Source organism: Paenibacillus sp. FSL E2-0178 (genome assembly GCF_038593005.1).
Taxonomy (GTDB): domain Bacteria; phylum Bacillota; class Bacilli; order Paenibacillales; family Paenibacillaceae; genus Paenibacillus_AQ; species Paenibacillus_AQ phytohabitans.
Window position 1 is genome coordinate 817,943 of the sequence record NZ_CP151953.1, and the last position, 23,685, is coordinate 841,627.

The following is a 23,685-nucleotide window of genomic DNA, read 5'->3' on the forward strand; positions in this document are numbered from 1 at the left end:
CCCCAGGTTTGCATGAGAATTACTCATGTTTCATATGATAAACATTCAGTTACCTTATGTATTTGAGCGTATTATACTATAATCACTTGAAATAAAGAAGGATGATGATGGAATGAAGCCGCTAAAGGCCGAGCTGATGCTCATAGTAGTAACGATGTTCTGGGGTTCCTCCTACCTGTTCATGAAAATGGGACTCGGCACACTGGGGGAATTCAATCTGATTGCCCTGCGCTTCGGGCTGGCCTTCATTCTGGCGGCTCTGCTGTTCCGCAAACGGCTGCGCAGTGTGGATGCCAGAACATTGAAATATGGAGCCCTGCTCGGCTTTCTTCTGCTCGGTGTGTTCACCTGCATCACCTTCGGACTGAAGACCACCACGACCTCCAATGCCGGATTTCTGGTCGCTCTGACCGTTGTTTTTGTACCGCTGCTGGATGTTCTGATCTTCAAAAAGAAGGTCGCCCCTCCGCAAATCTTCGGTGCCATTCTGGCCATCGCCGGCATCGGGCTGCTCACTCTGAACGGGTCGCTGCAAGTACAGCCTGGTGATCTGCTCTGTATTCTGGCTGCCATTTTCTACGCAGTGCAGATTCTGGTTACCAGCCGCGCTGTCAAGAGCAGCGATTCGCTGAATATCGGCATTCTGCAGCTGGGGTTCGCGGGAGGATATGCCCTGATTCTGTCAGCAGTCTTCGAGACTCCTGCACTGCCTTCGACACTTCCCGGCTGGATCGCCATCCTCGCACTCGGCATTTTTTGCAGCGCCTGCGGCTTCATCCTGCAGCCCGTTGCCCAGAAATACACAACGCCGACCCGCACCGGATTAATCTTCGCCCTCGAACCGGTCTTTGCCGCCTTCTTCGGCTACTGGTTCGCACATGAACAGCTTTCGCTGCAGGGCTACACCGGCGCTGCCCTTGTCCTGCTGGGCATTATAGCTTCCGAACTGCTCGGCAGATTGCACTTAGCCCCTTTTCCGGCAAGGATGCTCAAGAAACGGCGGGCAGATCTATAAGGCTTCAATAATTGCTCTGATCTGCGCTCTCGCTGTCTTGGATTCCGGGAAGAAGAACAGCGGCCAGACATGCAGCATTTGCGGATATTCATAGTAACCGATCTTTATTCCTTCAACCAGTAAACGGTCTTTGAACCTCTTGACATCGGGATACACAATGTCATGCGTCCCCGTGAAGATGCTGACCGGACCTATATCCGTGACCTCCCCATAAGCGGGGCTGATCAAATGAGAAGTAATCTCCTGATCCCCCGCATACCACTGAGCAATTTCTTTGATGGCAGGAACTGCCGTGACAGGATCTTTACGCTCCACTGCCTTGATTTCCGGGTTGCTGAAGGTCATGTCGAGCACCGGGGAGATCAGGATCGTGTGTGCAGGCCGTGGTATCCCTTTTTCCTTAAGCAGCTGCACTAGTGCAAGCCCCATTCCCCCGCCAGCCGAATCCCCCATGACCACAAGCTTGTCTCCACACTCTGAACTCTGCGCTAACATCTCCTCATATAACGGTACCAGCATCTGAAATACTTCCTTATGTCCATATTGCGGTGCCAAAGGGTACATGGGAACTGCAATCGTACACTTCAGCTTGTCCGCCATACCGGCCAGGAACTCCCAATGCAGCGGGGATATCTTCAGTACATAACCCCCGCCGTGCAGATATAGGATCTGATTGCCGCCCGAAAGAGACTTTGCTGAAATCACATAGTAAGGATAACCGGCTATCTCACGCTCTTCGACGCTGCATAATGTATACACTTTAGCCGGCGGCTTACTGCTCTCCTTCCGCTGTTTCGTTTCAATTTCCTTCCGCAAAGCTATTCCTGTCTTCTTCCACATGGCGTTAATCCTTATGAGGCGCAGGCCCAGCTTAACCGCTATGCTCTGCCAGCTTTCTTTGGAACCCTTCATTGTTGTCCTTCTTTCTGCGTCATCACGGCTTCCCGCAAACGCTGCGCCCAGGCCAGATCCAGCTCCTGCGCCTCCAGGCGCACCTGCAGCAGATCCATCGTTGTCGCATAGAACCGCCCTCCCGGCGCGGCAGCATCAGGAGCAGTCTCTTTCCGGAAGGCGTCTATCCCTTTTTGCAGCTCTGCAATGCCTTTAGCGGCGTACGCAAGATAATGGTCTACAAGCGCCAGCTGCGCTTCAGGGGCAAGGAACTCCAAATGCTGGGCTTTAATATGAAAAAGCTTCTGATAGGTTGCCGACTCCGTCCCCGTATCCATCATCAGCTCGGTGAACCGGGCCCGTCCTTTACCGGTGAGCTGCAGCGCACGGGATGGCCGTTCACTGGGATAAGGCACTGAAGAAGGATCGGCTTCGCAGATCAGTCCCTCTCTCTCAAGTCTGGACAACAGGGTGGACAGCGTTCCGCGGCTGATTTTCTCCCACGGGCTGATAATCTTCGCAATTAGATAAGCATGCAGCGGGAAATGCATCAGCAATGACAGGACCAGTAATTCATACATAAGGAAACCCCTTATCGATAGTTTTAATAAAACTATATAGAATTCCTTTTCAGCTGTCAAGCGGTTAACAAAGTACACCAACTGGCGCCTGTCACGGATACAATTCCACATACCGCCGTAATTCCTCCATTTCGCCTTCTGTATCGCATCCAAAGCGATGTGATGTATACCTTTAATTCTTCCTTTTGCCCTTCTGTATAGCCGTACTATAAGATGACAGCAATTGAGTTACTTAAGTTCTTGCTGTAAAGACATAAATGTTGTACGTAGTACAACTCTGATGCAGAGATACGAGTATGGTTGGGAGAAATGTTGTATGAAATACAGGAATAACCCCGCTAATCCGCTTGGAGGAGCAGAAATGCTGCATTTCATACAACAATTTTGGAAAAATTATCGATATGACGCGGGAAATGTTGTATTTCGTGCAGGATTTCGAATCGCAATCGCGACAACGGGGGTAAAATGCGAAAAAACCGCCCCAGCGATTAGCTGAGGCGGCCGTAAACCCAAGATATGAATTAATGTCCCATCATTACAGCAGCGTCGGCCTGCTGTCCTTCCGGAGTTCCGGCGGAACCGGCTGTCTTCGGCTTGCGCAGAATCAGACTGATGACCACTCCGGCCAGCGCGATGCAGGCGGAGAGGAAGAATACATCATTGAAGCCCTGTACAGCGGCGACAAGCGGATTGCTTCCGGCAGCCATCTCACCCATATGAACGGTAATCTGGCTGGTTAAGTATCCGGTCATACCGGCAACCGCGAACGATACTACGACCTGCTGGGCTGCGGCGGTCAGCGGAGTCACCCGGCCAACCCATTCACGCGGCGCAGAGTTTAGAACATGAGTGTTAACCGGCATCATCGACAAGCCCATACCCAGACCCATCATAGCGAGACAGCCCATGATAACGGGAAGACTGGTGTCTACCGTAACACCGGACAACAGGAACAGTGCAGTGGAAATGACGCTGAGTCCGACGAACAACAGCGGACGTGCACCAATTTTATCAAATAAGCGGCCGCCCACCGGCATACCGATACCGGATGCCAGCGCCTGCGGAAGCAGAATCAGACCAGTCTCAAGCGGTGTGTAGTTGCGGATCTGCTGCAGATACAACGGAACGAACAGCATGGAACCGAACAAGGCAGCCTGGGTCACCCAGGATAGGATAATGCCGCGTGTGAAGTCCGATGAACGGAAGACGCGCAGCTCCAGCAGCGGATGCTTCTGCATCAGCTCAGCGATAACGAACAGCACCAGCGCCACACCGCCGACAGACAAACCTACAAGAGCCCCCGTCGAAGTCCAGCTTTCACCTCCGCCTTGATTGACGCCATAAGCAAGCATGGAGAACGCAAGCGGAGCCAGAATGATACCGAAGATATCCAGATGCGCTTTGCCCTTCTTCTCGGTAACAGGCAGATATTTAACTCCCAGAATAATACCAACGATACCGATAGGCAGGTTGATCAGGAAGATCCAGTGCCAGCTCACGTATTCTACCAGCCAGCCGGAGAGGATCGGACCAAGTGCCGGAGCCAGCAGCATGGGAATTCCGAGCATCCCCATAATAGAACCTCTGCGCTCTGCCGGAGCCAGTCTGAAGACCATGGCCATACCAATTGGAGCTACCATACCGCCGCCTAGACCTTGAATAACACGGAAGATGACTAGCTGCGTCGAGGTCTGGGCAACCGAACAAAGAACGGACCCCAGTACAAACATAACAATAGTCGTTAGAAAGACCTGCTTGGAACCGAAGCGGTCAGTCATATAGCCAGCCAGCGGAATTACAGCAGCCAGCGCCAGCGTATAACCCGTAATCGCCCACTGAACGGTCTTAAGATCTGTTGCGAAATACTGCACCAGATTCGGTACCGCAACGTTTACAGCAGTGCTGTCCAGGATAACCATAATCATGCCAACGATAATAGCCATTAACGGCGGAATAATGGCTTTAAGCGAGAACGGTGCTTCCACTGCTGCACTGTTTCCTTTATTTGTGGTGTTTGTCATTCTCTTCTCCACTCTTTTCTCTGTTTATAATTAGTTATACTTATGAAAATAAAGTTCAAATAACCCGTCAATCTGCTCCTCAAGCGGCGAAAGCCTGAACATCTCCTTGAGATCCTCCCGTTCCTTCGGCAGGCTGGAGACCATAATCACCGGAAAAACAATGGCCCCATAGACTTGCATCATCATCATCATGAGCTTGTCGCGGTCCTGCTCCCCGGTGATCTCACTGAGCACTTCCTTAATGCGCTCCAGCCTCATCAGCTTGGAGTACTTCGCATATTCATCCTGTGAGCCCATAATATGATGTCTTTGATCAAGCATCTGCCGGGCCATTCCCGGGTAACGGCTGAGATTCATTATATAACGCATGAAAAATAGCTTCATCCGCTCCTTCGGCGGCAGGCTGTCATCTTCCAGTGCTTTGAAGGCATCATCAAAGGTAGACACCAGTCTCTTCACTGCGTCGCCAAACAGCTTTTCCTTGGAGCCGTAATAATAATTCACCAGTGCAAGATTCGTCTCTGCCCTTGCTGCGATACTCCGAAGGGTGATACAGCTGAACCCCTCTTCGCGGATCAAATCCACGGTTGCATCGAGTATAATCTGCTTCGTATCTTTATCTGAAGAATCAGCTTTGTTGTCAGATTTAACCATAATGCAGCTTGTCGCCCTCCTTTGCCGCGATTTCTAATCATCGATTTAAACAGCGTTTAATCAGAATTTAAAATTACTCTCTTTGGAGTGATCTGTCAACAGAAGTTTTCAGGAATTTTCAAAAGAGTTAGCATTAATAAAAAAAGAAGCATCTCCGGCAGCGGATTACAGCTGCGAGATGCTCCTGCTATGAATGATTAATTATTTGTTATTTCGACGGGCTGGCCAGCACTTCCGCTGCCTGCAGCGCCGCCAGGCTCAGCTTCACGATTTTGCCCGATGTATTCAGCTCCAGTGTCAGCAGCGCCTCGGATTTGGAGAAGGACAACACGCTTGTTATTGTCATATTCCCGTCATGCTGCCGGCTCTCCGTAGATTTCACTCCGAAGTACTGGCCTGCCGGAGCGCTTACACCCTCCCAGCTCTGCTGAATGACGGGCAGCGGGGGCTGCTCTGCTTCCGCAGTGAAGTAACGCTCGCGGAGTCCTGTATAGTTGCCTGCGGCCAGCAATCCGGCTACAGCTCCGGCAGTTACCTCCGGTGAGTAGATTTCAACCAGCCCTTTTGCCGGATTATAGGATGTAACCAGCCCGATCGCACTAAAAAACGACAAGGGTGCATATGCGCGCTGCTGCTTCAGTTCAATACTATCTGTAAAAGGCACCCGATCCTTGCCGTTCAGAATGATCTCTTTCCCGCTCAATCTGAACTCAATCGTTTCCTGGAACCGGTTCAGCTTGAACTGTCCTGTGGCACCTACAAAGGTAGTCTTATACTTAAGGATTTCCGTAGTCTCCCGGAGCGGGAGCATGAGGGTTGTTCCGCTGATATAGGTTTGCGGTCCATCCAGCTGCAAGGCTTGTCCGTTCACAATAATATTTACACCCGGTGCTGCGTGGACACTATTTCCGGTTAATACTCCCGATCCTGCTGCCAATAACAGTACACTTAGGAAAACGGCTGCGATTCTGTTCTTCAAATCGATCCCACCTCTCCTGTAATATAATTATTATGCACGCAAACTTCAGGGACTAAACTTATATTAATCATTAACCGTTCTGCGCAGCTTTGGAACAGCCTCACTCCACATTAAAGTTAAAATACTGCTGTGGATAAGGCTCCTTGATCAGTGTGAAATGCCACCACTCCTTGGTATAGGGCTTGAAGCCCTGCTTCGACATGGCATCCTTAAGAACTTTACGGTTGGCATGCTGGGTACTGTTGACCAAAGTGGTATTATAATAAGAAATCTCACCAAAGAAATCATACGGGCTGCCCATGTCAACCAGCGCCCCTGTTTTTTTATCAGCCAGTGTCAGATCAATGGTACTGCCCCGAGAGTGTCCCGATTTCTTGGAGATGAAGCCCAGCTTGAACAGATTACGCTTGTCCAGCTTGGGGTAATACTGTTGCTTCATCTTAATATCCGCGGCATCCTGTGACCAGCGTACGAAGTGATTAACGGCTTTTTGCGGACGGTAGGCATCATAGATTCTCAGGATATACCCTTTGCCAGCCAGATCCTCACTGACTTTCTTCAGCGCACTCGCTGCTGTCCGCGAGAAAATCGCCAGCGGAGCCTTATACCCGTCCACCCTTGTTCCGGTAAAATTATTCTCACTGTAATAGCGTATCTCATATTGCGCCGTAGGAATCACTTCATCCAGATACACAAAGCCGCCTGGCAGGTTGTGCTTCTTCTCCACCTTGCTTTGCGCCGGGGCTGCGGCTGTATTCTGTAGCTTAGGAGCAGCCGCTGTGGCTGCTGTTGCTGTTGCCGTTAAAAGCGTAGCTCCGCCTAGAATAAGCGCACATGAGACCAGCCCTAATTTTCTACCTGTATTTCGCAGCTTCATCACAATGCTCCCCCCTCTCCAGCCTCGTCCGTATTTTTTCACCCTACAAGTATACGTGCAGCCGCACTAGGCGTCCATAGTTAAGTCCAGGCTTGTGTCCGCAGGGAGCATATCCTTCCGCCGGTAGACACCCATCAGCAGCCCGACAGCGGCGAATTCAATGAAGACATGTTGTCCGTAGCTGAGGAATGGGAACGGTATAGCTGTAATTGGCATTCTTCCGCTGAGGATCGATAGACCATAAGCTAAGCGGAGGGCTAGCATAAGGGCCAGAGCAAGGATAAGCATCCGCCCGTAGGTATCGCGTACAGCGCGGGTATAGGAGATCATTTTGAGAACGAACCAGCCCACTGCCGCGATGAAGAGCAAGCCCCCGGCCCAGCCGAAGCATTGAACCAGAAATACCGGAAAAAGATCCGAATACGCATACGGCAGTCCTTCTTCCGCACCTCCGAAGCCATACCCTCTCCAGCCTGCGGATGTAATGGTCTCGTGAATTCTGCGGTTGAGGTAACCCGGGCCATTAAGCATGTAATTATGATTTATCGCTCCGATGACCCTGTCACGCAAGTTCAAATTATTCCAAACATAGATGGCTCCGCCCGACACAAATGTTATAACCATTAATCCGGCTGTAATCCAGCGCCGTGTTATCCATACATATAGCGTCAGCGATACTGCCAAATAAACCACCAGCTCCGGTAAAGACCGGATCGCCGCATAGATCACCGCAGGCAGCAGCAGGAAGGCTACCTCCGCTAATTCCCTGGTCCGCCTGCGCCATTTCAGCATAAAGCTGTGGCTGGTCCATATTCCTGTCAGAGCGACAACAAATATATAAGGACTGTATCCAACCAGATCAAAATATAAGCCCATAAAACCAACATAGCGTCTATTCCCATTGATTAATTCAGGACCCAGCAATAGGCTGGCAACAATAGCCATTAATGCTGCAGCATAGATGAATCCTGATGCTCTCTGAAGCAGCTTGAAATTGACGAAGTACATTCCTGTCATAACGGCGATCCCAAGGATGATATACACCGTCTGGCGCATCGTCAGATCAGATAGGGCCGGGTTGAAGGATGTTCCGGCTTCTATAGCCCCCATCCCCAGCAGACTTACAGCTGACAACATCATTACTGCGGTGAGCAGCCCCCACGGAATCCGCGGTTTATGGATTCTGTGCAGATCCCGGCCAATCACCTGCGGATCACCCATTTGCGCGATAGCATATTGCTGTGCTTCTTCTTCAGTTGCGCCAAGCTGCTGCCGCTCCAGCATTAAGTCCTGGAAGTGCCCGCTGAGCTCCTCCCTTATCTCCCTGTGCATCCCTTTGGCTCTAACCTCTGCACACACCCTGTCCAGATAGTTGTCCAGCTTCTTCCGCTGCTCCATCATACGCCGCCCTCCCCCAGCACAGAATCCACCGCGCCTTTAAAAAGATTCCATTCCGCTCTCTTCTCCTGCAGCTTCGCCTTGCCCTCATCCAGCAGCCGGTAATATTTGCGTTTGCGCCCTTCTACCTCAAGCCAATACGCCTCTACCCAGCGTTCGCTCTCCATCGCATGGAGTATCGGATAGAGCGTGCCCTCCTTCAGGGAAAATACCCCCTGCGAGCGCTGCTCCAGCTCTTTAATCAGTTCGTAGCCGTATAACGGCTTATCGAGCAGCAGAGTGAGAATCAAGGTCCCTGTGCTGCCCTTCAGCATTTCTTTACTGACTTTCATTGGCATCCCCTCCTGTTCGAATGGCAATTCACTGATACATCGTTAATCTATGCTTAATATACTTTAATTCCCAGTTGATGTCCAGAGATTGTCTCCACGTCAGCCATATGAGTAATCCGTTAACTTGCGTATGAGTAACAGTTAACGCTGGCAGACAAGTAACCCGTTAATATTTGCGCATAAGCTGCCTATTGGGGCATTAATGTTGTATGTTTTACAACTTTGATCCCCAGATACCTGGGCGTCAGAGAGGATTGTTGTACGAAATACAAGAATTGTCCCAATAATCGGTTTGGAGTAGGAGAAATGTTGCCTTTTTTACAACAATTATGAATTAGGAGCGTTATCATGAGGGAAATGTTGTATTTAGGGCAGGATTTTATACAATGAATGCTCTGTGAGCTCCATATTGCACATAGCAAAAAAGCACACCCGGATTACGGATGTGCTTGCAGTCAATTAATGAGATTAGTGCATGGAAGCCTGCGTCTTGTGCGAGACAATAACACGTTTAAGGAAGAAAGCAACAACCAGACCGATTATGGCCATCACCATACCGAAGATGAACGCATTCTGTACCCCATGGGTAAATGCAGCGCCAATATTCAGCGGATCACCAGGGTCAGTTACAGTCTTCATGTAGCTCTTGGAACCGGAGGTCATAATGCTTACTGCCAGAGCCGTACCAATCGCTCCTGCAACCTGCTGCAGAGTATTCATGATCGCTGTACCGTCAGGATAGTATTCCAGCGGTAGCTGATTGATCCCGTTCGTCTGGGCAGGCATCATAATCATCGAGATTCCGATCATGAGCACGCTGTGAAGTACAATTACGAAGATAACGGTAGAAGTTGCTGTAATACTCGAGAAGAACCACAGCGAGACAGCAACGAGCACAAGTCCTGGAATAACGAGCCATTTCGGACCGTATTTATCGAACAGGCGTCCCATTACCGGTGACATCAGTCCGTTGATAATTCCGCCCGGCAGCAGCAGTAAGCCTGCTTTGAACGCAGTATAGCCTTGTCCCTGCTGCAGATACATTGGAAGAATCAGCATCGAGGACAGAATCACCATCATACAGATGAAGACCATCAGAACACCGACCACGAACATCGGGAATTTGAAGGCACGCAGATTAATCATCGGCTGCTTCATCGTCAACTGCCGGATGCAGAATAGAACGAGCGCAATTACACCAATAGCAATGGCGATAATCACCTTCGGACTTCCCCAGCCTTCCGCTTCACCGGCGCTGCTGAATCCATACACAATGCCGCCGAAACCAAGTGAGGATAATACAATCGAGAGGATATCAATCTTCGGCTTGGTCACTTCTGTGACGTTCTGCATGAAGAAAATTCCGCTGAACAGCGCGATCACCAGGAACGGCAGGGACAGCCAGAAGATCCAGTGCCAGCTCAGACTCTCAATAAGCAGGCCAGCAATAGTAGGGCCGATCGCCGGAGCTACCATGATGACGAGGCCGATGAGACCCATCGCTGCGCCTCTTTTCTCAGCGGGGATAATAATCAGGATCGTGTTGAACATCAGCGGCAAAAGAAGTGCAGTTCCCATCGCCTGAACCACACGCGCTGTAAGCAGGAATTCGAAATTCGGCGCCATTGCAGCCAAGAATGTTCCCGCAATCGAGAAGCATAGCGCAGCAATGAACAGCTGTCTGGTCGTGAACCACTGTAGGAGCAGCCCGGAGATCGGAACCAGAATCCCCAGCGTCAGCAGGTAAGCCGTAGTCAGCCACTGCGCTGTGGTCGGAGTAATTTGTAATACATTCATAAGATCACTTAAGGCTACATTTAATGCGGTCTCACTGAACATGCCGATAAATCCGGCAAGCAATAAGGAGACGAGAATTGGAAGGGTCTTGAATTTGCGGGGCTCTGTGTGCCCTTTACCAGTCATAGTTGCGTTCACTCTCATATCCTCCTGATAATCTGTTTGTTCTCTCTCTATTTGTTACTGGTATTGCAGTGTTACGATGGTACTGTTGAAACCTTAAGCCAGTATTGCCGGAATACTCTCTGCTGCCGCAACCAGCGGCTGGACATTTCGGCAGGTTAACGCCAGCAGCAGCGCACCTTCAAACAAGGAGACCACAACAGTCGCTTTTCCCACAGCAGCTTCCTCCTGCATGCCATCCTTCATCAGACGCTGGGCGATCACATCCTGCCAATCCTTGAACACACATTGACAAGCGGTTCGCAGCTCATTACTGACACAGGAAGTCTCAACGGCTACCCAGAAGCTGAACGGCACCAATCCTTCAAAAGATGATTCCTCCGCTTCCCTCGCCATAGACAGAATGAAATTCTGCACTGCCTGAGCAGGTGAGTCTTCACCCTCTACATAATGCCGCAAATTTTGGGAGACCATTTCACTTGTCCGGTTAATACAGGTCAACACCAGCTCTTCTTTGCCGTGAGGAAAATAATAATACAATGATCCTTTGGGCGAATCGCTGTCCTTGATGATCTGATTTAGCCCGGTTGCATGATAGCCCTGTGTGAAAAACAATCTTGAAGCCGTATCCAGAATAGCTTCACGTGCATTATGCTTGTTTGACAAGCCGGACACTTCCTTTATAGATGTTTCTGCACTTTTATAACAATTGGTCTACATAATAAAACCATGAGTGGGCTCCGGCTGTCAATGGATAATAATTTCAAATTTTAATGTTTACGCTTACCGATTGCCACATTGCGGATCATTGGTTATAATTTAATTATTCCAATGCGAAAGGTGTGATTTCAATGAGTGAGCCTTCAATCATTAAGGGAATTCCCCGGCCGTTAGTCAGAACTAATCAGGCTTTTATCGTAATTTCTGTATTATTGTCACTGTTTACGGGAGCTTACTGGATTCTTGCCCTGCCGCTTGCCGCAGGACTGTCTGGTCTACTCTTCGGATATAATCCGGTGATCAAGGTTGCGGCGAACTTCCTGACTAAGGAGCGCTCCGCCTATGTACTGGAAGACTGGGAACAGCAGCAGTTCAACCAGAGCATTGCCGTCTTCTGCCTGACTGCAGGACTGGTCAGCTTCCTAGCTGGCTGGACCGTAGCGGCTTATATCTTCACGATCATGGTCGCAGTAGCAGCCACAGTAGCTATCCTCGGCTTCTGCATCGGGTGCTTCATCCACTACCAGTGGAGAATGTATACCTATAGACGCAAACAGGCAGCCCTCCACAAATAAGCAGGAGTCTGTGCTGCCCGTACGGTGAATTTTACAGGGCCAGTAAGCCGCAGCAGCAGTATGCTGCCAGACCTATGCTGGCCTCCAAGCTCCTTCTCCTTAACATCCCCGGTTATTCCACAATATAATCCGCCAGAATTCGCTCCACTGAAGAAGCGAAGCTTTTGCCGGCGCCCCAATCGAGCTTAAGGATCAACCCGTTGGAGCCTCCCGCCGGAATAAGCCGGACATTACTTCTGCCCTTCAGATTATCCACTAGAATTACCAGCGCCGCCTGATTACCGGACCGGAAATAATACCGCTCATAGACCAGCGTTCCGATCATCTTACCTTCACCGAGATCATTCAGCTCCTCGTACAACAGCTCCGACTCCTGCGTCATTCCCTCTTTGATCAGCGCAAGCGTCTCATTGGGCTGCAATCTAACATCGAGTTGATAGGCCTCATTCATGCTCATCACTCTCCCACGGGTTTAGGTATACAACTATTTGCCTAGCGGACTTCGCCAGCCACATCCCAGCGGTGACGGAATTTCTCCAGCCGCGGATGCAGTTGTGCCGGCGCTTCTGACAACAGCAAACGCAGCTTGACGATCCATTCCTCGAATGAAGAATAGGACGCGAACAGATTAGCCATCTCCGGAGTCAGATAGAGAAAGTAAGGTGCGGAATAGACCTCGCTGATATGGCGCAGCGCAGAATCGAGCGGGGTGTATTTCTTGCGTTTCCCCTCCAGACTTTCCACCGTAATGAAAGACCGCCCCTGATCTCTTTTCCACTCATGCAGCCGGTCCTCCCGTTTATAAAAAGCCTGCACCGGCTCCTTCGTCATCCGTCTCACGGTTTCTTCATGCAGCGGATACAGCACCAGCTTGGTGAATTTGCGCTCTATCGCTGTCTCAGCCGCCTTCAACAAATCCATATCCGAGATATGCTCGAATGAATCATAGAAGATTAAGGTCCCTTTGCGTTCACCGGCTGGGGGTTCATAACCATAAGGCACATGCTGAATGTCTCGTTTCATCATTACCCTCCTGTGTGCTTCAATATCCACAGCATATCATGCTACCCCGGATCGCGTACAATTCCTGGACCTAGAACGTATGCCCTGAATGGTAATACTCGCCAAAAAAAGCAGCGGTGCCATGACAGGCAATCGCTGCTATATGTAAGTGTTGCGCAGTGCAAGGACATTCTGTGCCCTCATATCTAATACCGGCTGGCAGGTGCCCTCATTCCTACAAGACGGTGAGTCCGTCAGGCTCTGGAGCGGATTGCTCCTCCTGCAGCCGGCAGCGCCGCAGAAACACTTCGGTTAGATCCTTAGCCCGGACCACCAAATACTGATCAGGAAAGCGGAAATCTGTTGAACAAGCGGTCAGCACGTAGCCCGGATCTACCGGATATTGCCTGAACGCATGATCGGGCAGCCGGTCACTAAGCACAGACTGCTCATATTTCAAAGCATACTGCTCAGAGAATACCGAACGGATCGGAACCGTCAGGCCAATGCCCTCCATCTTCAGATAACTCTCCTTCCGCGTCCACAGGTCATAGTAATAGCGTATTTGAGCCTCTGATTTCAGGCTCTGGTATTGCTCCATTTCTTCAGGGGACAGGCTGTACCGGGCTAACGCCGGATTTATGGCAGCCATCTTCTGAATGTCGATTCCTACCCGCTGTCCCTTGCGGCTGACGATACCTGCTACCCATTTTCCCGAATGTGAGAGGTTATAGTCCCACGGTTCGCGCATAGCAGACAGCCGGGGTTTGCCAAACACCCCTTTGTCAAAACAGATCTCATCATTCCGCATTCCCTCCATATCCATGGCGAACATCCGGGCAAGGATGTCTCCGATAAGAGACCTGCGAACATCGTCTTCACGTTTCAGCCGGCTGCTGCTCATCCGGCGCTCCGGTGACACATAGGGCAGCAGCTCAGGAACCGAAAAAGCGGTCCCGAGTGATACAGCAATGATATGCATGAACGGCCAAGCCTCCTATCGGTTCTCCGGTCTATTCCTGCTGCTCCCGGAACCAGCCCAAGGTTTCTTTGACTGCGTCCTTGTAGGCGGTTGGAGAATATTCCGGGAACCGCTTCATGAATTTGTTCTCGCTCAGTACCAGCGGATACTGGAATTCGTATAGCAGCTCATGGAATTCCTTAGCTTCTTTATCGAATATACCTGCCAAACCAACGGCCCAGCCCGGGAGGGTCCGGCATTTCCTTGGACTGTCTGCTTCATCCTGGATGAGATTCAGGAACTGGCGGCCTTCAATCGCCCCGGAGCCCGACACATGCCATTCCCCTTCTTCCCCGCTATACGCCAGCAGGACGGCTGCTTTGGCCGCATCACGGATATAGACCAGATCATGGGGAACATCCAGCCTGACCGGCCAGGCGATGGTTTTGGCCCGCAGCGCTCCGTTGAATATCGGTCCGAATACCCTGTTCGTAACGTTGGGGCCATAGTAGTCGGGATAACGCGGAATGACATAGCGGAAGCAGTTCTCCGCTGCCCGCTTCTTCAGGAGCTCTTCCAGCTGGTTACGGAGCTTTCCTTTACGGGTAAGAGCCGCCTTGGGATGGTTCTCATCCGCGGGAAGGTATTTGAATCTGCCGTATCCATAGACATTGCCGGGAAATACCAGCGTCTGCCCGGAATGCAGCTTCGCGGTAACCCGTTCCAGCGCTTTGGGCATGATCGTGTACCAGTCCTGGTAAGGCACATTAAGACAGAAGTAGACCGTTTTCACTCCTGTCAGGAGAGCAGCAAGAGCCCTCTCATCTTGTATATCCAGTGAAGCCATAGTCAGCAGCGGTCCTCTCAGTCTGCTTAGTGCCTCATTAGAACGATGATAGGTCGCTGTTACCAGCTTCCCCCGCCACAGTAATTCTTGGGTAATGGAATGGCCTAAACCGCCATTGCCTCCGATTACGAGATTCATAACATTACCGGCTCCTTATCGAGCGTATGAATACCTTCAGCCACCAGCTTTACGGTTTATTCAGTCTGCCCGGGATGATGTTTAGCAGTTATGAAGAACCGTTACATGCCGCTTCCTCAAGAACTGCCGGATATAGAACTGCTGCCGAATTCTTAACCTGCTATTAGTATACAGCCAAGAATATGCTGTCATCATTGGGATAATTTGACGATTATTGTCGTTTGAGGTCCTTAATATGTAGATATGGTGAATTATTGCGATTCAATAGTTTTGCAGCACCCTAAGCTTATCTTCGCCGATCATTGTCCCGTGTCAATCATCATTTAAGAGCATTCAGTCTCTGGTCCGCATATACCGCTGCGCCAAGTGTGCCCGCCCTGCTCCCCAGTTCGGCTTGAACGATCCTGCATTTGCTCCCTGAGAGCTTCAGCGCATGAGCATTTACAGTGCCGCGGACGCTGCCCAGCAGCCGTTCTCCTGCGGCAGCCATGCCGCCTCCAATAATGATCAGCTCCGGGTTCAGCAGATTAATTACATTAGCCAGACCGTACCCCAGCAGTTCTCCGGTTTCATGCATGACTTCGACCGCCAGCGGGTCCCCGAGATCATAAGCCTCCGAAATCATTTTTGCGGTAATTTGTCCGTCATCCTGATTCGTCCAAGTCTGAATCAGACTGCTCCTGCCATCCAGCAGCTTCTCTTTGAACGTGTTGACCATACCCACAGCAGATACATACCTCCCGAGGCAGCCGGAGCTCCCGCAGCGGCAGGGCCGGCCCTGCCTGTACATATTCATATGTCCGATTTCACCAGCACTGAAGGTTGTTCCGTACAACACCTTGCCGTCATGGACAATGCCTGAGCCGAGTCCGGTTCCAAGTGTGAGCAGCACCAGGTTACGGCATCCTTTTCCGGCTCCCTGCTGCCATTCCCCATATAAGTTAACCCGCACATCATTATCGATGTAGACCGGAAAATCGTAAAATTGCTTCATTGCATTCACTATATGTATTTGTTCCCATCCGGGAAAGTTCGGCGAAAAGATCGACAGGCCTTCCTCCGGGTCCAGCAGACCGGGAATGCCCATCCCCATACAGGTGATCTGCTGCTGATCTATCCCCTTGCCCTCTGTCAGCTGTGTAACGGCCAACCTGATCCGCTCCAGCACATGCGCCGGTCCTGCCGCCGCTTCCGTTGGCAGAGACAGCTCCTCGACTGCGTTGAAATCCCCATCGAACAATCCCGCTTTGATATTGGTTCCGCCCAAATCGACGCCTATAGTATAATTGTTCATCGCTTCTGCTCCTTTACAGTAATAGTCCTGGCTTCACTCTCACCACTTATTATGCGCTTTCATTGATTGGGCAGGTAGGATTTTTTGAGCATTGTTATAGTATTTTCTACACAAAAAGGGCCGTCCGCGCCAGCCAATGAATAGCTGCTTGGACGACCCTGTATAATGTTCTTTGCGGAATCCCTTAAGACCCCGCACCTTTGTACCGCTTAACGCCATAGCTCCAGGCCATCAGGCCGATGCCGAGGAACACTGCACCCACTACGGGGGTCAGCAGCGCCATCCCCTTCATCTCATCACGGTGGAGGAACAGGGCTGCCGGATAGATCCCAACAAAGGCAAACGGGATAATCCAGGTTAGCAGCACCTGAATCGCCCGGTTGTAGATCGTAACCGGATAACGGCCGTAGGTCTGGATATTATACATCAGCGGCAGAATACCAGTTGGCGCATCCGAGTAGAACGACAGTGAAGTCAATGTCGTATAGATGCCGGTATAGATTGCTACCGCACTGAGTGTCAGGATAATCAGCATCGGAATGGTCCACCATTCGAACGGCAAGCCCAGATTGCTGCCGCTGATGGCCATAACAATCAGTCCGATGAAGGAGCCCACAAGTGAAGGCGGGTCCACATTTTCCAGGAAAATCTGGAACAGGTTATGCGCCGGACGGGTCAGAATGCGGTCCATCTCGCCTTTGACGATATAGCGCTCACTGAAGCCCCACATATTCACGAAGCAGCTGAACACGCCGAACGGCACCATGAAGAAGCCGTAGACGAACACCACTTCGTTCTGATTCCAGCCGCCCAGGCTGTCGGTATGCATGAAAATGACCAGAATGAAGATAAAGTTCGTTGCCTGGAAGAGCAGATCGGAAACAACCTCCACCCAGAAATCAGCGCGGTAAGTCAACCTTGTCTTCATATAATTTTTCAGATATTCAATTAACAAGCCCAAATAGTACATTCCGGCTCAACCTCCCTGCACGAACAGCCGCTGGCGCGCTGCGTGATATAGCCAGACAATCGGAACCAGCAGGACCAGGAACCAGATCACCTGGATGCCCAGCACATTCCATATGCCCACTCCCTGCACACGGCCCGTGAATACGGAACCCGGCAGATACGTGATGGCCTGAAAGGGCAGAACCTTAAGAATGGACGATAACCAGACCGGAAACAGCGTAATCGGTACGATCAGGCCGGAGAACAGGTCAACGATAACACGCTTCATGCGCATCATCCCTTCATTATTCTCGACGAAGAATGCAGAGAGCCCCGTTATGATATTAATCTGTGAGCTGATCAGGAAGCTGAAGAAGAGCATCACCAGGAAACCGATCCAGGCGGAGGGTTCTGTCGGCAGCTGTACCGGAAACAGCAGAATGGCAATCACCATGCCCGGAATCATCAGCATCATGAAGCGGAACAGGCCTTCGCCAAGTCCCTGCATCATTTTGACCAGAACATAGTTATAAGGGCGGATGAACTGAATCGCGATGCTGCCGTCACGGATATCGGTAGAAATCTCCCTGTCCAGGTTATTGAAATAGAACGCCCGGGCCATCCACGAGACGGCTACATACGTAGTCATCTGTGCTCCGGTAAAGCCGCCTAGCGACTCCCCGTTGCCATATATAGCTTTCCAGGTGAAATAGTTAACCCCGATATTCAGCGTGTAGATCAGAATTCCTGAATAGTAATTGATCCGGTAGGCCAGCATCGTCAGGAAGCGGATGCGGATGAAATCGAAATAAGCGCCGAGCAGCAGCCTGCGTCCGTTCTCTCCGGAACCGCCTGAAGAGCCCCCGGAGGAGGCAACTGCGCCATTAAGCTGCTCAGACATGGATAACCTCTTTCTCATCTAGGAGTGCAGCTATCTTCTCTTCCGGTTTCTCTGCCGAACCTGACTGATAAATACTGCGGACAATATCATCCGTGTTCGTCTCAATGATTTTGATATCGGTAATATCTGCCTGTCCAACCACACGGCCCAGTACATCCGATACATTCAGCTCGAGCGGAATCCATACCTTGGCACCCAGCTCATTCTCGGCGGTCCAGGTAACCGGCATTCCCTCTGTCCACTGCATAAGCTGCTGCAGCTTCGTCGCAGTACCGAACTGGAACTGCACCTCACGTCCGGTTCCCCACCGCTGCTTGAGATCCTCAAGACCCCCGTCATAGATAATCCGCCCGTCATCGAGCATGATTACCCGCGAGCAGAGCGCTTCAATATCCTGCAGATCATGTGTCGTCAGCAGGATGGTCGTGCCATGCTCACGGTTCATATCCTTGAGAAACTCACGAATCTCCGACTTCACGACAATATCAAGGCCAATCGTCGGCTCATCCAGAAACAGTATCGACGGATTGTGCAGCAGCGCAGCGACCAGCTCACAACGCATCCGCTGTCCGAGACTGAGCTTGCGTACCGGACGGTTCAGCAGCTCCTGCAGCTCCAGTCGCTCGACGAGCTCATCCAGCCGTTTTTTGAAATCCTGCTCGGAGACCCGGTACACCTTGCGCAGCAGCTGGAACGATTCGATGACACCGATATCCCACCAGAGCTGGCTGCGCTGTCCGAATACGACTCCGATATTCTGTACGAACTTCTCCCGTTCCGCATACGGCACGAAGCCGCCTACAGACAGACTGCCGGCGGTAGGTACAAGAATCCCGGTGAGCATCTTAATCGTGGTCGATTTACCGGCCCCGTTCTCCCCGATGTATCCGCATATTTCGCCTTCCGGAATACTGAACGAAATGTCCTTCACTGCGGTCACTTCGGAATATTGCCGTTTAAACAAATCAGCGAAGGCCCCTTTGAGGCCCTCGCGGTTTTTTTGGACTTTAAATGTCTTGCGCAAGTCCTGCACTTGAATAGCATTCATAGGTTACCTCACTAAGCTAAGTATTGGGTTCAGTACCCCATTATAATAGAATGAATCCAAAAGTACTACCTATTTCCCTTACCATTCTGCTCTGCCAGAGTACGGCCGGCTTATTTAGCTACTCTGCCCTCAAAAAAATCCGCGCTCTGCACAGTCTCCAGGTGTCCGGAGCGGGCTACTTTGGTCCGCAGATACTTTTCGTTGAAGACCGAGACATCGCCCCATAGCGGTACTCTTTTGACCGTGTTCATTCCGGCAGCTCTCAGAGCTTCCATCTTCTTCGGATTATTGGTGATCAGGGTCACCGGTTTGCTGCGCAGGTGCTGAAGCACGCTGATTGCGTCTGTGTAATCTCTGGAATCATCGGCAAAGCCCAGCTCCAGATTAGCTTCAACAGTATCATATCCTTCTTCCTGCAAAATATAAGCCATGGCTTTGCTGAACAGGCCGATGCCTCGTCCCTCATGATTAGCCAGGTAAAAGAGGGCACCGGAACCATGCTGGGCAATCATCTTCATCGATGTGTGCAGCTGGAAGCCGCAATCGCAGCGTTTGCTGCCAAAAATATCACCCGTGTGGCAAATGCTGTGCATCCGGATCAGCGCTTCGTCGGAGTTCTCGAAATCCCCATAGACAAGAACGCTCGACTGTTGTCCATCCGCAAGGTTCATTGAAGACAACCGGCTGATAAGCAGCTCTGTAGCCTCTTTACCTTCCGCTTGCTGAAGCTCTTCATCCGTCACTTTCAGCCAGCTGTACCATTTGAAGGTAACGGTCTCCCCGTCCAGGTTCACCGGCAAGGTAATGGGACCAACCAGTATATTCGTGGAATCATCCATTGAGATCCGTTTGATTTTGTTCTGTAATATGGAAAGGATATCGGGTTTGATCATGAGTGCACCGTCCTAAAGTTTTGATAGCATTAGCTTCTTCGATTCCGTTTCGCAAAACTTGCTTCGGAAGCATACACTTAGTTTTGATAGCATAGCCCAAGCAACTTTTCTCCCGAAAATGCGTAATAGCCTATGCCTGGTTCGTAAAATTTTAATATTCATTATTTGCACTAGTAACTATTTGTAAGTTAGTTTATCATTGTAATATAAGTTCGTCAAGTTATAATATATATTTAAATATTAATGATTACTTATTGTAAGTTTATGATATAATGAATGTTGAGGTGATGCTAATGAACAATTTCGAAATGTGTCCACGCTTCGAGAAAGCGGTCGATGTGCTTAGTAAACGGTGGGTTGCTCTGATCGTATTCGTACTGATGGATGGTCCGCGGAGATTCGGGGAAATCGAGCATTGCTTATCCAATCTAAGCGGCAAAGTATTATCCGACCGGCTGAAGGAAATGGAGAACGAAGGGATTATTCAGCGGACGGTATATCCTGAAATGCCTGTGCGTATTGAGTATTCCTTAACCGACAAAGGCACGGCACTGGCTCCCATTCTTGGTGAAATCGGCAACTGGTCCACGGATTGGATCGAGATTGGCGTGACCAAATGATTGCCGGCTTGCATGCGAAGCAGCGCCCCTGAAGTTCCTTAACCAGGAAACTTTGAGGGCGCTGTTTGTTTGTCTTATAAATCTTTGCGCTGAAAATGCAAAATCCCTATCGCAAAGGCAATTACGGTATAACACACAGCATATACGATGAATGACACTGACGGGTACGCACTGATATTAATGATGCTGAATCCGCCGTTACTAAGAGAAACAAGACCGCCAATCTCATTCAGACTGAACAGCTCTGCGGTCATTCTGCGCTGCAAGGCATCTGCCGGCATCAGCATCGACATAATTCCGGTCAGATTATGCAGCACATTCAGCGCGTCGTTCTCCAGACGCAGCGAACCGCTTAGCTTATCAAGCATTCCTCCCAGAAACCCTGCCCCATAGAGCATCGTCATGAACACACCGTTACCCAGCGCCGAGAAGATCCCTGAGCCCAGCATGGATACGGAGATTAACAATGGAACCACAGAAGCAAACAGCAGAAATGACTTCACTAGTGCTGCCGGATCTCTGGGAACACTCGCATGGACATTTGTGATCAGCAGGATAGCCAGAAATAGAATGAAGGCATAACTTACACCCAGTGTTACGAAACCGAGCCAGCGGCCAAGATACCATTTCCAGCGGGGCAGCGGCCGGGGCAGCAGTGCCTGCATGACTCCCTGTTCCGCTTCCCCGGCAATTACCGAGAACGAGCTGAAGATCGCCAGAAAGGCGATTACAAAGGCGCCGAAGAAGTATCCCAGACTAAGAATAAAGGCTCCGTTCGTAAATCGTGTGAACAGCTCGCTCCCGTTATGTATGGACCCTGCCCCAGGGTCATTCTTTCCAACCGTATCGGCCACAAACCAGAAGGCGATCAGAAAGACAACCGTGAGCAGCAGAGTCAGCAGCATCACCTTTTTGCGCAGCATTTCCTTCCATGTCATTTCAAGTATGGTACTCATTCGCTCTCACCCCTATGGCTAAGTCCGGATACGGCATCCATGAACCACTCTTCCAGCCGTTCTTGTTTGCGGGTGACTTCATATAGAGTCATCCCCTGCTCCACAATCAGCCCGTTCAGCCAGCCCGCCTGCTCCTCGTTGTCCAGCTCTGCTTCCAGCCATACGACACTGCTGCCTACTTCCGGTTCTTGCCCGGTTTTTCCGGCTCCAGCGGCCGTCTGCCGGATGGTAAGCCCTGTATGCTCATTTAGCCAGGACAGCAAAAAAGGCGTATACCCGCCCACTTTGAAATGCCAGCTGGTCCGCTTGCTCAGGATCTCTGATACTTTGCCGTGCCGCAGGACCGCCCCGTTATTAAGCAGGGCCATCCGGTCGCACAGCACTTCAACATCCTCAAGCAAATGGGAGTTGAGAAATATCGTGATCCCCCTCTCCTTCAGCCGCTCCAGAATCATCCGTACTTCCATTCTCCCGATGGGATCAAGAGCAGAGGAGGGTTCATCGAGAAAAATAATTTCCGGCTCATTGACCAGCGCACAAGCCAGTCCCAGCCGCTGCTGCATTCCCTTGGAATAATGCTTAACCCGGTCCTTCCCGCGCTGACCAATGCCCACTTCCTGCAGCAGCTGTGGAATCCTTCGATCCGCCAGAGTCTTCTTGATCCGGCAAAGCCTGGCATGCAGTCTGACTACCTCTTCTCCGGTTAGCCACTCCTGATAACGGTATAGCTCCGGCAAGTAACCCATCTTGGCTTTGGCTTCAAGAGAACCGAGCGGGTGACCCAGGATGGAAGCATTCCCGCCCGTGGGCGAGATGAGTCCCACCAGCATTTTGACAAACGTACTCTTGCCGGCACCGTTGGGGCCGAGGAAGCCGAAGGCTTCCCCTTTCCCCACAGTGATGGTAACATCCCGGCAACCGCGTCCATTAGTATACTCTTTGGTCAGGGCGTTAGCATCAATCGCAGGTACGCTGCTCATTGTGTGATCAACTCCTGTACCTTCTGAATGAACTTGTCTCTATCCGGATAGACATCTCCGCCCGTAAGCTGGAGCATCTGACCATCCTGTACCCAGACTGCAGAATAGCTATAGCCTCTGCTGAACTTCATTTCGGTTAGAATAACAGGGGTGTCGGCCACCGTAATCTGTTCATCATTGCTTCCCTTTATCAGCGGCATCGGAATATCACCGGACAGAATCCGGCTCTTCTGCAGGTCGCTTCTCAGATAATCGGGAATTAACGGAAAGTTAACTACCGCATCCAACGCTTCATCTATATCTATAGAAGGATCAACGGTAACTACAGGTGTATTCATCTGTGACAGGGTAGCCCAATGCTCCTGATCTGGAGACAGGTCATAATTCACAATTTCGGGCAAATGCAGCGTAAGCGGTTTGCCGTCCACAGACTCCGGCAGCAGATCGTTCGAGCCTACACGCTTCAACGCCTGATTCACTTCATCCACGTTCAGTGTAAGGGTAATATCACGGGACGGACTCACCTCTACAGTCTTCATACCAGTAATATCTTGGCCCTTCAGGGGTTCATATCCCAGCACTCCTTGTATTTCCCCAACCGGTAGCTTGCCCTCGACAGTTCCGTTAGCTATCGAGAAGGTGCCAAAGGAATTCATCGTCTTGTGGAAATCCCCTTCCCCGCTCACCTGATAGAACATATCGCGCAGATCGCTCTCTTCCACTACCGCTACATCCTGCATCCGGAACTGGTTCAGAATAGCTGCCATGGCGGTATTGCCTACTGGAGTAGCCAGAATAGCGGCGAAGATGGCAACCCCTGCAGCGGCAGCAGCCCACTTACGGCTGCGGCTCAGCACTGGTCTGCGTGATTTGCGGATGGAATTCTGCGGAAGCTCTGAACCTGTATTTTCTCTTGCTCTTACTGAAGATATAGAATTGATTTCTCTTGCCGCAGAATCCGCTATAACGGTTTCCTCTGTCTGACCCGCTAATGCCGCCTCCTGCTTGCCCCAATCCGCCCATACCGGATTCACCGTTTCTTGTGCGAGCTTCTCCTGTAGTTTAGTCCATGCCACATCTGTTCCCAAGGGCTGAGAATTCCCGTTTGCTCTACTGTTCATTGCTTCATTCCTC

26 protein-coding genes are annotated in these 23,685 nt (G+C 50.8%); 4 read left to right on the forward strand and 22 right to left on the reverse strand.

Going from position 1 to position 23,685, the window contains the following annotated elements; all coding sequences use genetic code 11:
* The first annotated feature begins 112 nt into the window (after positions 1-112).
* Entirely contained in the window at positions 113-1,015 is a 903-nt protein-coding gene (locus tag MHI42_RS03380) for a DMT family transporter (RefSeq protein ID WP_342422772.1), read from the forward strand.
* Here MHI42_RS03380 and MHI42_RS03385 read toward each other — a convergent pair.
* Both MHI42_RS03385 and MHI42_RS03390 read right to left on the reverse strand, forming a co-directional pair.
* Positions 1,010-1,927 carry an alpha/beta hydrolase gene (locus tag MHI42_RS03385; RefSeq protein ID WP_342422773.1) on the reverse strand — a complete coding sequence of 306 codons (918 nt, stop codon included), beginning with the start codon at positions 1,925-1,927 and terminating at the stop codon, positions 1,010-1,012. The two genes, MHI42_RS03380 and MHI42_RS03385, sit on opposite strands and share 6 nt — an antisense overlap.
* Entirely contained in the window at positions 1,924-2,487 is a 564-nt protein-coding gene (locus MHI42_RS03390; protein ID WP_342422774.1) for a PadR family transcriptional regulator, read from the reverse strand. The genes MHI42_RS03385 and MHI42_RS03390 overlap by 4 nt, the downstream gene beginning before the upstream one ends.
* A 316-nt stretch (positions 2,488-2,803) precedes the next feature.
* On the opposite strand from MHI42_RS03390, the gene MHI42_RS03395 reads away from it, so the two are divergent.
* The gene (locus MHI42_RS03395; protein WP_342422775.1) at positions 2,804-2,983 is read left to right on the forward strand and encodes a hypothetical protein; all 180 of its coding nucleotides are present in this window, start codon (positions 2,804-2,806) and stop codon (positions 2,981-2,983) included.
* A 25-nt stretch (positions 2,984-3,008) separates the two neighbouring features.
* Here the strand turns inward: MHI42_RS03395 and MHI42_RS03400 are convergent, their stop codons facing one another.
* From MHI42_RS03400 to MHI42_RS03435, 8 genes are all read right to left on the reverse strand, one after another.
* Entirely contained in the window at positions 3,009-4,508 is a 1,500-nt protein-coding gene (locus MHI42_RS03400) for a DHA2 family efflux MFS transporter permease subunit (RefSeq protein ID WP_171719362.1), read from the reverse strand.
* A 30-nt stretch (positions 4,509-4,538) separates the two neighbouring features.
* Entirely contained in the window at positions 4,539-5,162 is a 624-nt protein-coding gene (locus MHI42_RS03405; protein ID WP_042136974.1) for a TetR/AcrR family transcriptional regulator, read from the reverse strand.
* Between the two features lie 208 nt (positions 5,163-5,370).
* Positions 5,371-6,141 (reverse strand): stalk domain-containing protein, encoded by a 771-nt coding sequence (locus tag MHI42_RS03410; protein WP_342422776.1) that lies wholly within the window; start codon positions 6,139-6,141, stop codon positions 5,371-5,373.
* A 100-nt stretch (positions 6,142-6,241) separates the two neighbouring features.
* Positions 6,242-7,018 (reverse strand): M15 family metallopeptidase, encoded by a 777-nt coding sequence (locus MHI42_RS03415; RefSeq protein WP_342424678.1) that lies wholly within the window; start codon positions 7,016-7,018, stop codon positions 6,242-6,244.
* Between the two features lie 66 nt (positions 7,019-7,084).
* Entirely contained in the window at positions 7,085-8,419 is a 1,335-nt protein-coding gene (locus tag MHI42_RS03420; protein ID WP_342422777.1) for an FtsW/RodA/SpoVE family cell cycle protein, read from the reverse strand.
* Entirely contained in the window at positions 8,416-8,748 is a 333-nt protein-coding gene (locus MHI42_RS03425; RefSeq protein ID WP_342422778.1) for a PadR family transcriptional regulator, read from the reverse strand. The genes MHI42_RS03420 and MHI42_RS03425 overlap by 4 nt, the downstream gene beginning before the upstream one ends.
* A gap of 468 nt (positions 8,749-9,216) precedes the next feature.
* On the reverse strand, positions 9,217-10,671 hold the full coding sequence (locus MHI42_RS03430; protein ID WP_342424679.1) for a DHA2 family efflux MFS transporter permease subunit: 1,455 nt from the start codon (positions 10,669-10,671) through the stop codon (positions 9,217-9,219).
* 93 nt (positions 10,672-10,764) lie between these two features.
* Positions 10,765-11,334, reverse strand: a complete 570-nt coding sequence (locus MHI42_RS03435; RefSeq protein WP_171719358.1) for a TetR/AcrR family transcriptional regulator — start codon at positions 11,332-11,334, stop codon at positions 10,765-10,767.
* Between the two features lie 185 nt (positions 11,335-11,519).
* Between MHI42_RS03435 and MHI42_RS03440 the strand changes: the two genes are divergently transcribed.
* Positions 11,520-11,963 (forward strand): DUF4395 domain-containing protein, encoded by a 444-nt coding sequence (locus MHI42_RS03440; RefSeq protein WP_171719357.1) that lies wholly within the window; start codon positions 11,520-11,522, stop codon positions 11,961-11,963.
* Positions 11,964-12,075: 112 nt separating this feature from the next.
* Here the strand turns inward: MHI42_RS03440 and MHI42_RS03445 are convergent, their stop codons facing one another.
* The 9 genes from MHI42_RS03445 to MHI42_RS03485 all read right to left on the reverse strand — a co-directional run bounded on the left by MHI42_RS03445 (position 12,076) and on the right by MHI42_RS03485 (position 19,995).
* Positions 12,076-12,414, reverse strand: coding sequence for a DUF6054 family protein (locus tag MHI42_RS03445; protein ID WP_042136964.1), 339 nt, complete (start codon positions 12,412-12,414; stop codon positions 12,076-12,078).
* 41 nt (positions 12,415-12,455) lie between these two features.
* Positions 12,456-12,986: a hypothetical protein gene (locus MHI42_RS03450; RefSeq protein ID WP_342424680.1), complete on the reverse strand. Its 531-nt coding sequence runs from the start codon at positions 12,984-12,986 to the stop codon at positions 12,456-12,458.
* A gap of 214 nt (positions 12,987-13,200) precedes the next feature.
* A complete protein-coding gene (locus MHI42_RS03455) occupies positions 13,201-13,947 on the reverse strand; it encodes a 4'-phosphopantetheinyl transferase superfamily protein (RefSeq protein ID WP_171719355.1) in 747 nt (248 codons plus the stop codon).
* A gap of 31 nt (positions 13,948-13,978) precedes the next feature.
* On the reverse strand, positions 13,979-14,911 hold the full coding sequence (locus tag MHI42_RS03460) for an NAD-dependent epimerase/dehydratase family protein (protein WP_342422779.1): 933 nt from the start codon (positions 14,909-14,911) through the stop codon (positions 13,979-13,981).
* A gap of 319 nt (positions 14,912-15,230) precedes the next feature.
* On the reverse strand, positions 15,231-16,205 hold the full coding sequence (locus MHI42_RS03465; protein WP_171719353.1) for an ROK family protein: 975 nt from the start codon (positions 16,203-16,205) through the stop codon (positions 15,231-15,233).
* 184 nt (positions 16,206-16,389) lie between these two features.
* The gene (locus MHI42_RS03470; protein WP_039292825.1) at positions 16,390-17,175 is read right to left on the reverse strand and encodes an ABC-2 family transporter protein; all 786 of its coding nucleotides are present in this window, start codon (positions 17,173-17,175) and stop codon (positions 16,390-16,392) included.
* Positions 17,176-17,181: 6 nt separating this feature from the next.
* Positions 17,182-17,976, reverse strand: a complete 795-nt coding sequence (locus MHI42_RS03475; protein WP_342424681.1) for an ABC-2 family transporter protein — start codon at positions 17,974-17,976, stop codon at positions 17,182-17,184.
* A gap of 70 nt (positions 17,977-18,046) precedes the next feature.
* Positions 18,047-19,102: an ABC transporter ATP-binding protein gene (locus MHI42_RS03480; protein WP_342422780.1), complete on the reverse strand. Its 1,056-nt coding sequence runs from the start codon at positions 19,100-19,102 to the stop codon at positions 18,047-18,049.
* A gap of 110 nt (positions 19,103-19,212) precedes the next feature.
* The gene (locus MHI42_RS03485; RefSeq protein WP_342422781.1) at positions 19,213-19,995 is read right to left on the reverse strand and encodes a GTP cyclohydrolase II; all 783 of its coding nucleotides are present in this window, start codon (positions 19,993-19,995) and stop codon (positions 19,213-19,215) included.
* Positions 19,996-20,288: 293 nt separating this feature from the next.
* Between MHI42_RS03485 and MHI42_RS03490 the strand changes: the two genes are divergently transcribed.
* A complete protein-coding gene (locus MHI42_RS03490) occupies positions 20,289-20,615 on the forward strand; it encodes a helix-turn-helix domain-containing protein (protein WP_039292833.1) in 327 nt (108 codons plus the stop codon).
* A 74-nt stretch (positions 20,616-20,689) separates the two neighbouring features.
* On the opposite strand, the gene MHI42_RS03495 is transcribed toward MHI42_RS03490, so the two are convergent.
* Genes MHI42_RS03495 through MHI42_RS03505 form a run of 3 tightly spaced genes read right to left on the reverse strand, consistent with a single transcriptional unit; the run spans position 20,690 to position 23,672 of the window.
* A complete protein-coding gene (locus tag MHI42_RS03495; protein WP_342422782.1) occupies positions 20,690-21,571 on the reverse strand; it encodes an ABC transporter permease in 882 nt (293 codons plus the stop codon).
* Positions 21,568-22,551 carry an ABC transporter ATP-binding protein gene (locus MHI42_RS03500; RefSeq protein WP_342422783.1) on the reverse strand — a complete coding sequence of 328 codons (984 nt, stop codon included), beginning with the start codon at positions 22,549-22,551 and terminating at the stop codon, positions 21,568-21,570. The genes MHI42_RS03495 and MHI42_RS03500 overlap by 4 nt, the downstream gene beginning before the upstream one ends.
* Positions 22,548-23,672 carry a hypothetical protein gene (locus MHI42_RS03505; RefSeq protein ID WP_342422784.1) on the reverse strand — a complete coding sequence of 375 codons (1,125 nt, stop codon included), beginning with the start codon at positions 23,670-23,672 and terminating at the stop codon, positions 22,548-22,550. Before MHI42_RS03505 ends, MHI42_RS03500 begins: the two co-directional genes overlap by 4 nt.
* Positions 23,673-23,685 lie beyond the last annotated feature (13 nt).

Coding starts and splice junctions, on each gene's coding strand:
- MHI42_RS03440 (WP_171719357.1), top strand. CDS start 11,520: ATGAGTGAGCCTTCAATCATTAAGGGAATTCCCCGGCCGTTAGTCAGA.
- MHI42_RS03455 (WP_171719355.1), bottom strand. CDS start 13,947: ATGCATATCATTGCTGTATCACTCGGGACCGCTTTTTCGGTTCCTGAG.
- MHI42_RS03400 (WP_171719362.1), bottom strand. CDS start 4,508: ATGACAAACACCACAAATAAAGGAAACAGTGCAGCAGTGGAAGCACCG.
- MHI42_RS03500 (WP_342422783.1), bottom strand. CDS start 22,551: ATGAGCAGCGTACCTGCGATTGATGCTAACGCCCTGACCAAAGAGTAT.
- MHI42_RS03495 (WP_342422782.1), bottom strand. CDS start 21,571: ATGAGTACCATACTTGAAATGACATGGAAGGAAATGCTGCGCAAAAAG.
- MHI42_RS03490 (WP_039292833.1), top strand. CDS start 20,289: ATGAACAATTTCGAAATGTGTCCACGCTTCGAGAAAGCGGTCGATGTG.
- MHI42_RS03465 (WP_171719353.1), bottom strand. CDS start 16,205: ATGAACAATTATACTATAGGCGTCGATTTGGGCGGAACCAATATCAAA.
- MHI42_RS03430 (WP_342424679.1), bottom strand. CDS start 10,671: ATGACTGGTAAAGGGCACACAGAGCCCCGCAAATTCAAGACCCTTCCA.
- MHI42_RS03415 (WP_342424678.1), bottom strand. CDS start 7,018: ATGAAGCTGCGAAATACAGGTAGAAAATTAGGGCTGGTCTCATGTGCG.
- MHI42_RS03380 (WP_342422772.1), top strand. CDS start 113: ATGAAGCCGCTAAAGGCCGAGCTGATGCTCATAGTAGTAACGATGTTC.
- MHI42_RS03480 (WP_342422780.1), bottom strand. CDS start 19,102: ATGAATGCTATTCAAGTGCAGGACTTGCGCAAGACATTTAAAGTCCAA.
- MHI42_RS03395 (WP_342422775.1), top strand. CDS start 2,804: ATGAAATACAGGAATAACCCCGCTAATCCGCTTGGAGGAGCAGAAATG.
- MHI42_RS03390 (WP_342422774.1), bottom strand. CDS start 2,487: ATGTATGAATTACTGGTCCTGTCATTGCTGATGCATTTCCCGCTGCAT.
- MHI42_RS03450 (WP_342424680.1), bottom strand. CDS start 12,986: ATGAAACGAGACATTCAGCATGTGCCTTATGGTTATGAACCCCCAGCC.
- MHI42_RS03425 (WP_342422778.1), bottom strand. CDS start 8,748: ATGAAAGTCAGTAAAGAAATGCTGAAGGGCAGCACAGGGACCTTGATT.
- MHI42_RS03470 (WP_039292825.1), bottom strand. CDS start 17,175: ATGTACTATTTGGGCTTGTTAATTGAATATCTGAAAAATTATATGAAG.
- MHI42_RS03445 (WP_042136964.1), bottom strand. CDS start 12,414: ATGAATGAGGCCTATCAACTCGATGTTAGATTGCAGCCCAATGAGACG.
- MHI42_RS03485 (WP_342422781.1), bottom strand. CDS start 19,995: ATGATCAAACCCGATATCCTTTCCATATTACAGAACAAAATCAAACGG.
- MHI42_RS03385 (WP_342422773.1), bottom strand. CDS start 1,927: ATGAAGGGTTCCAAAGAAAGCTGGCAGAGCATAGCGGTTAAGCTGGGC.
- MHI42_RS03405 (WP_042136974.1), bottom strand. CDS start 5,162: ATGGTTAAATCTGACAACAAAGCTGATTCTTCAGATAAAGATACGAAG.
- MHI42_RS03460 (WP_342422779.1), bottom strand. CDS start 14,911: ATGAATCTCGTAATCGGAGGCAATGGCGGTTTAGGCCATTCCATTACC.
- MHI42_RS03505 (WP_342422784.1), bottom strand. CDS start 23,672: ATGAACAGTAGAGCAAACGGGAATTCTCAGCCCTTGGGAACAGATGTG.
- MHI42_RS03420 (WP_342422777.1), bottom strand. CDS start 8,419: ATGATGGAGCAGCGGAAGAAGCTGGACAACTATCTGGACAGGGTGTGT.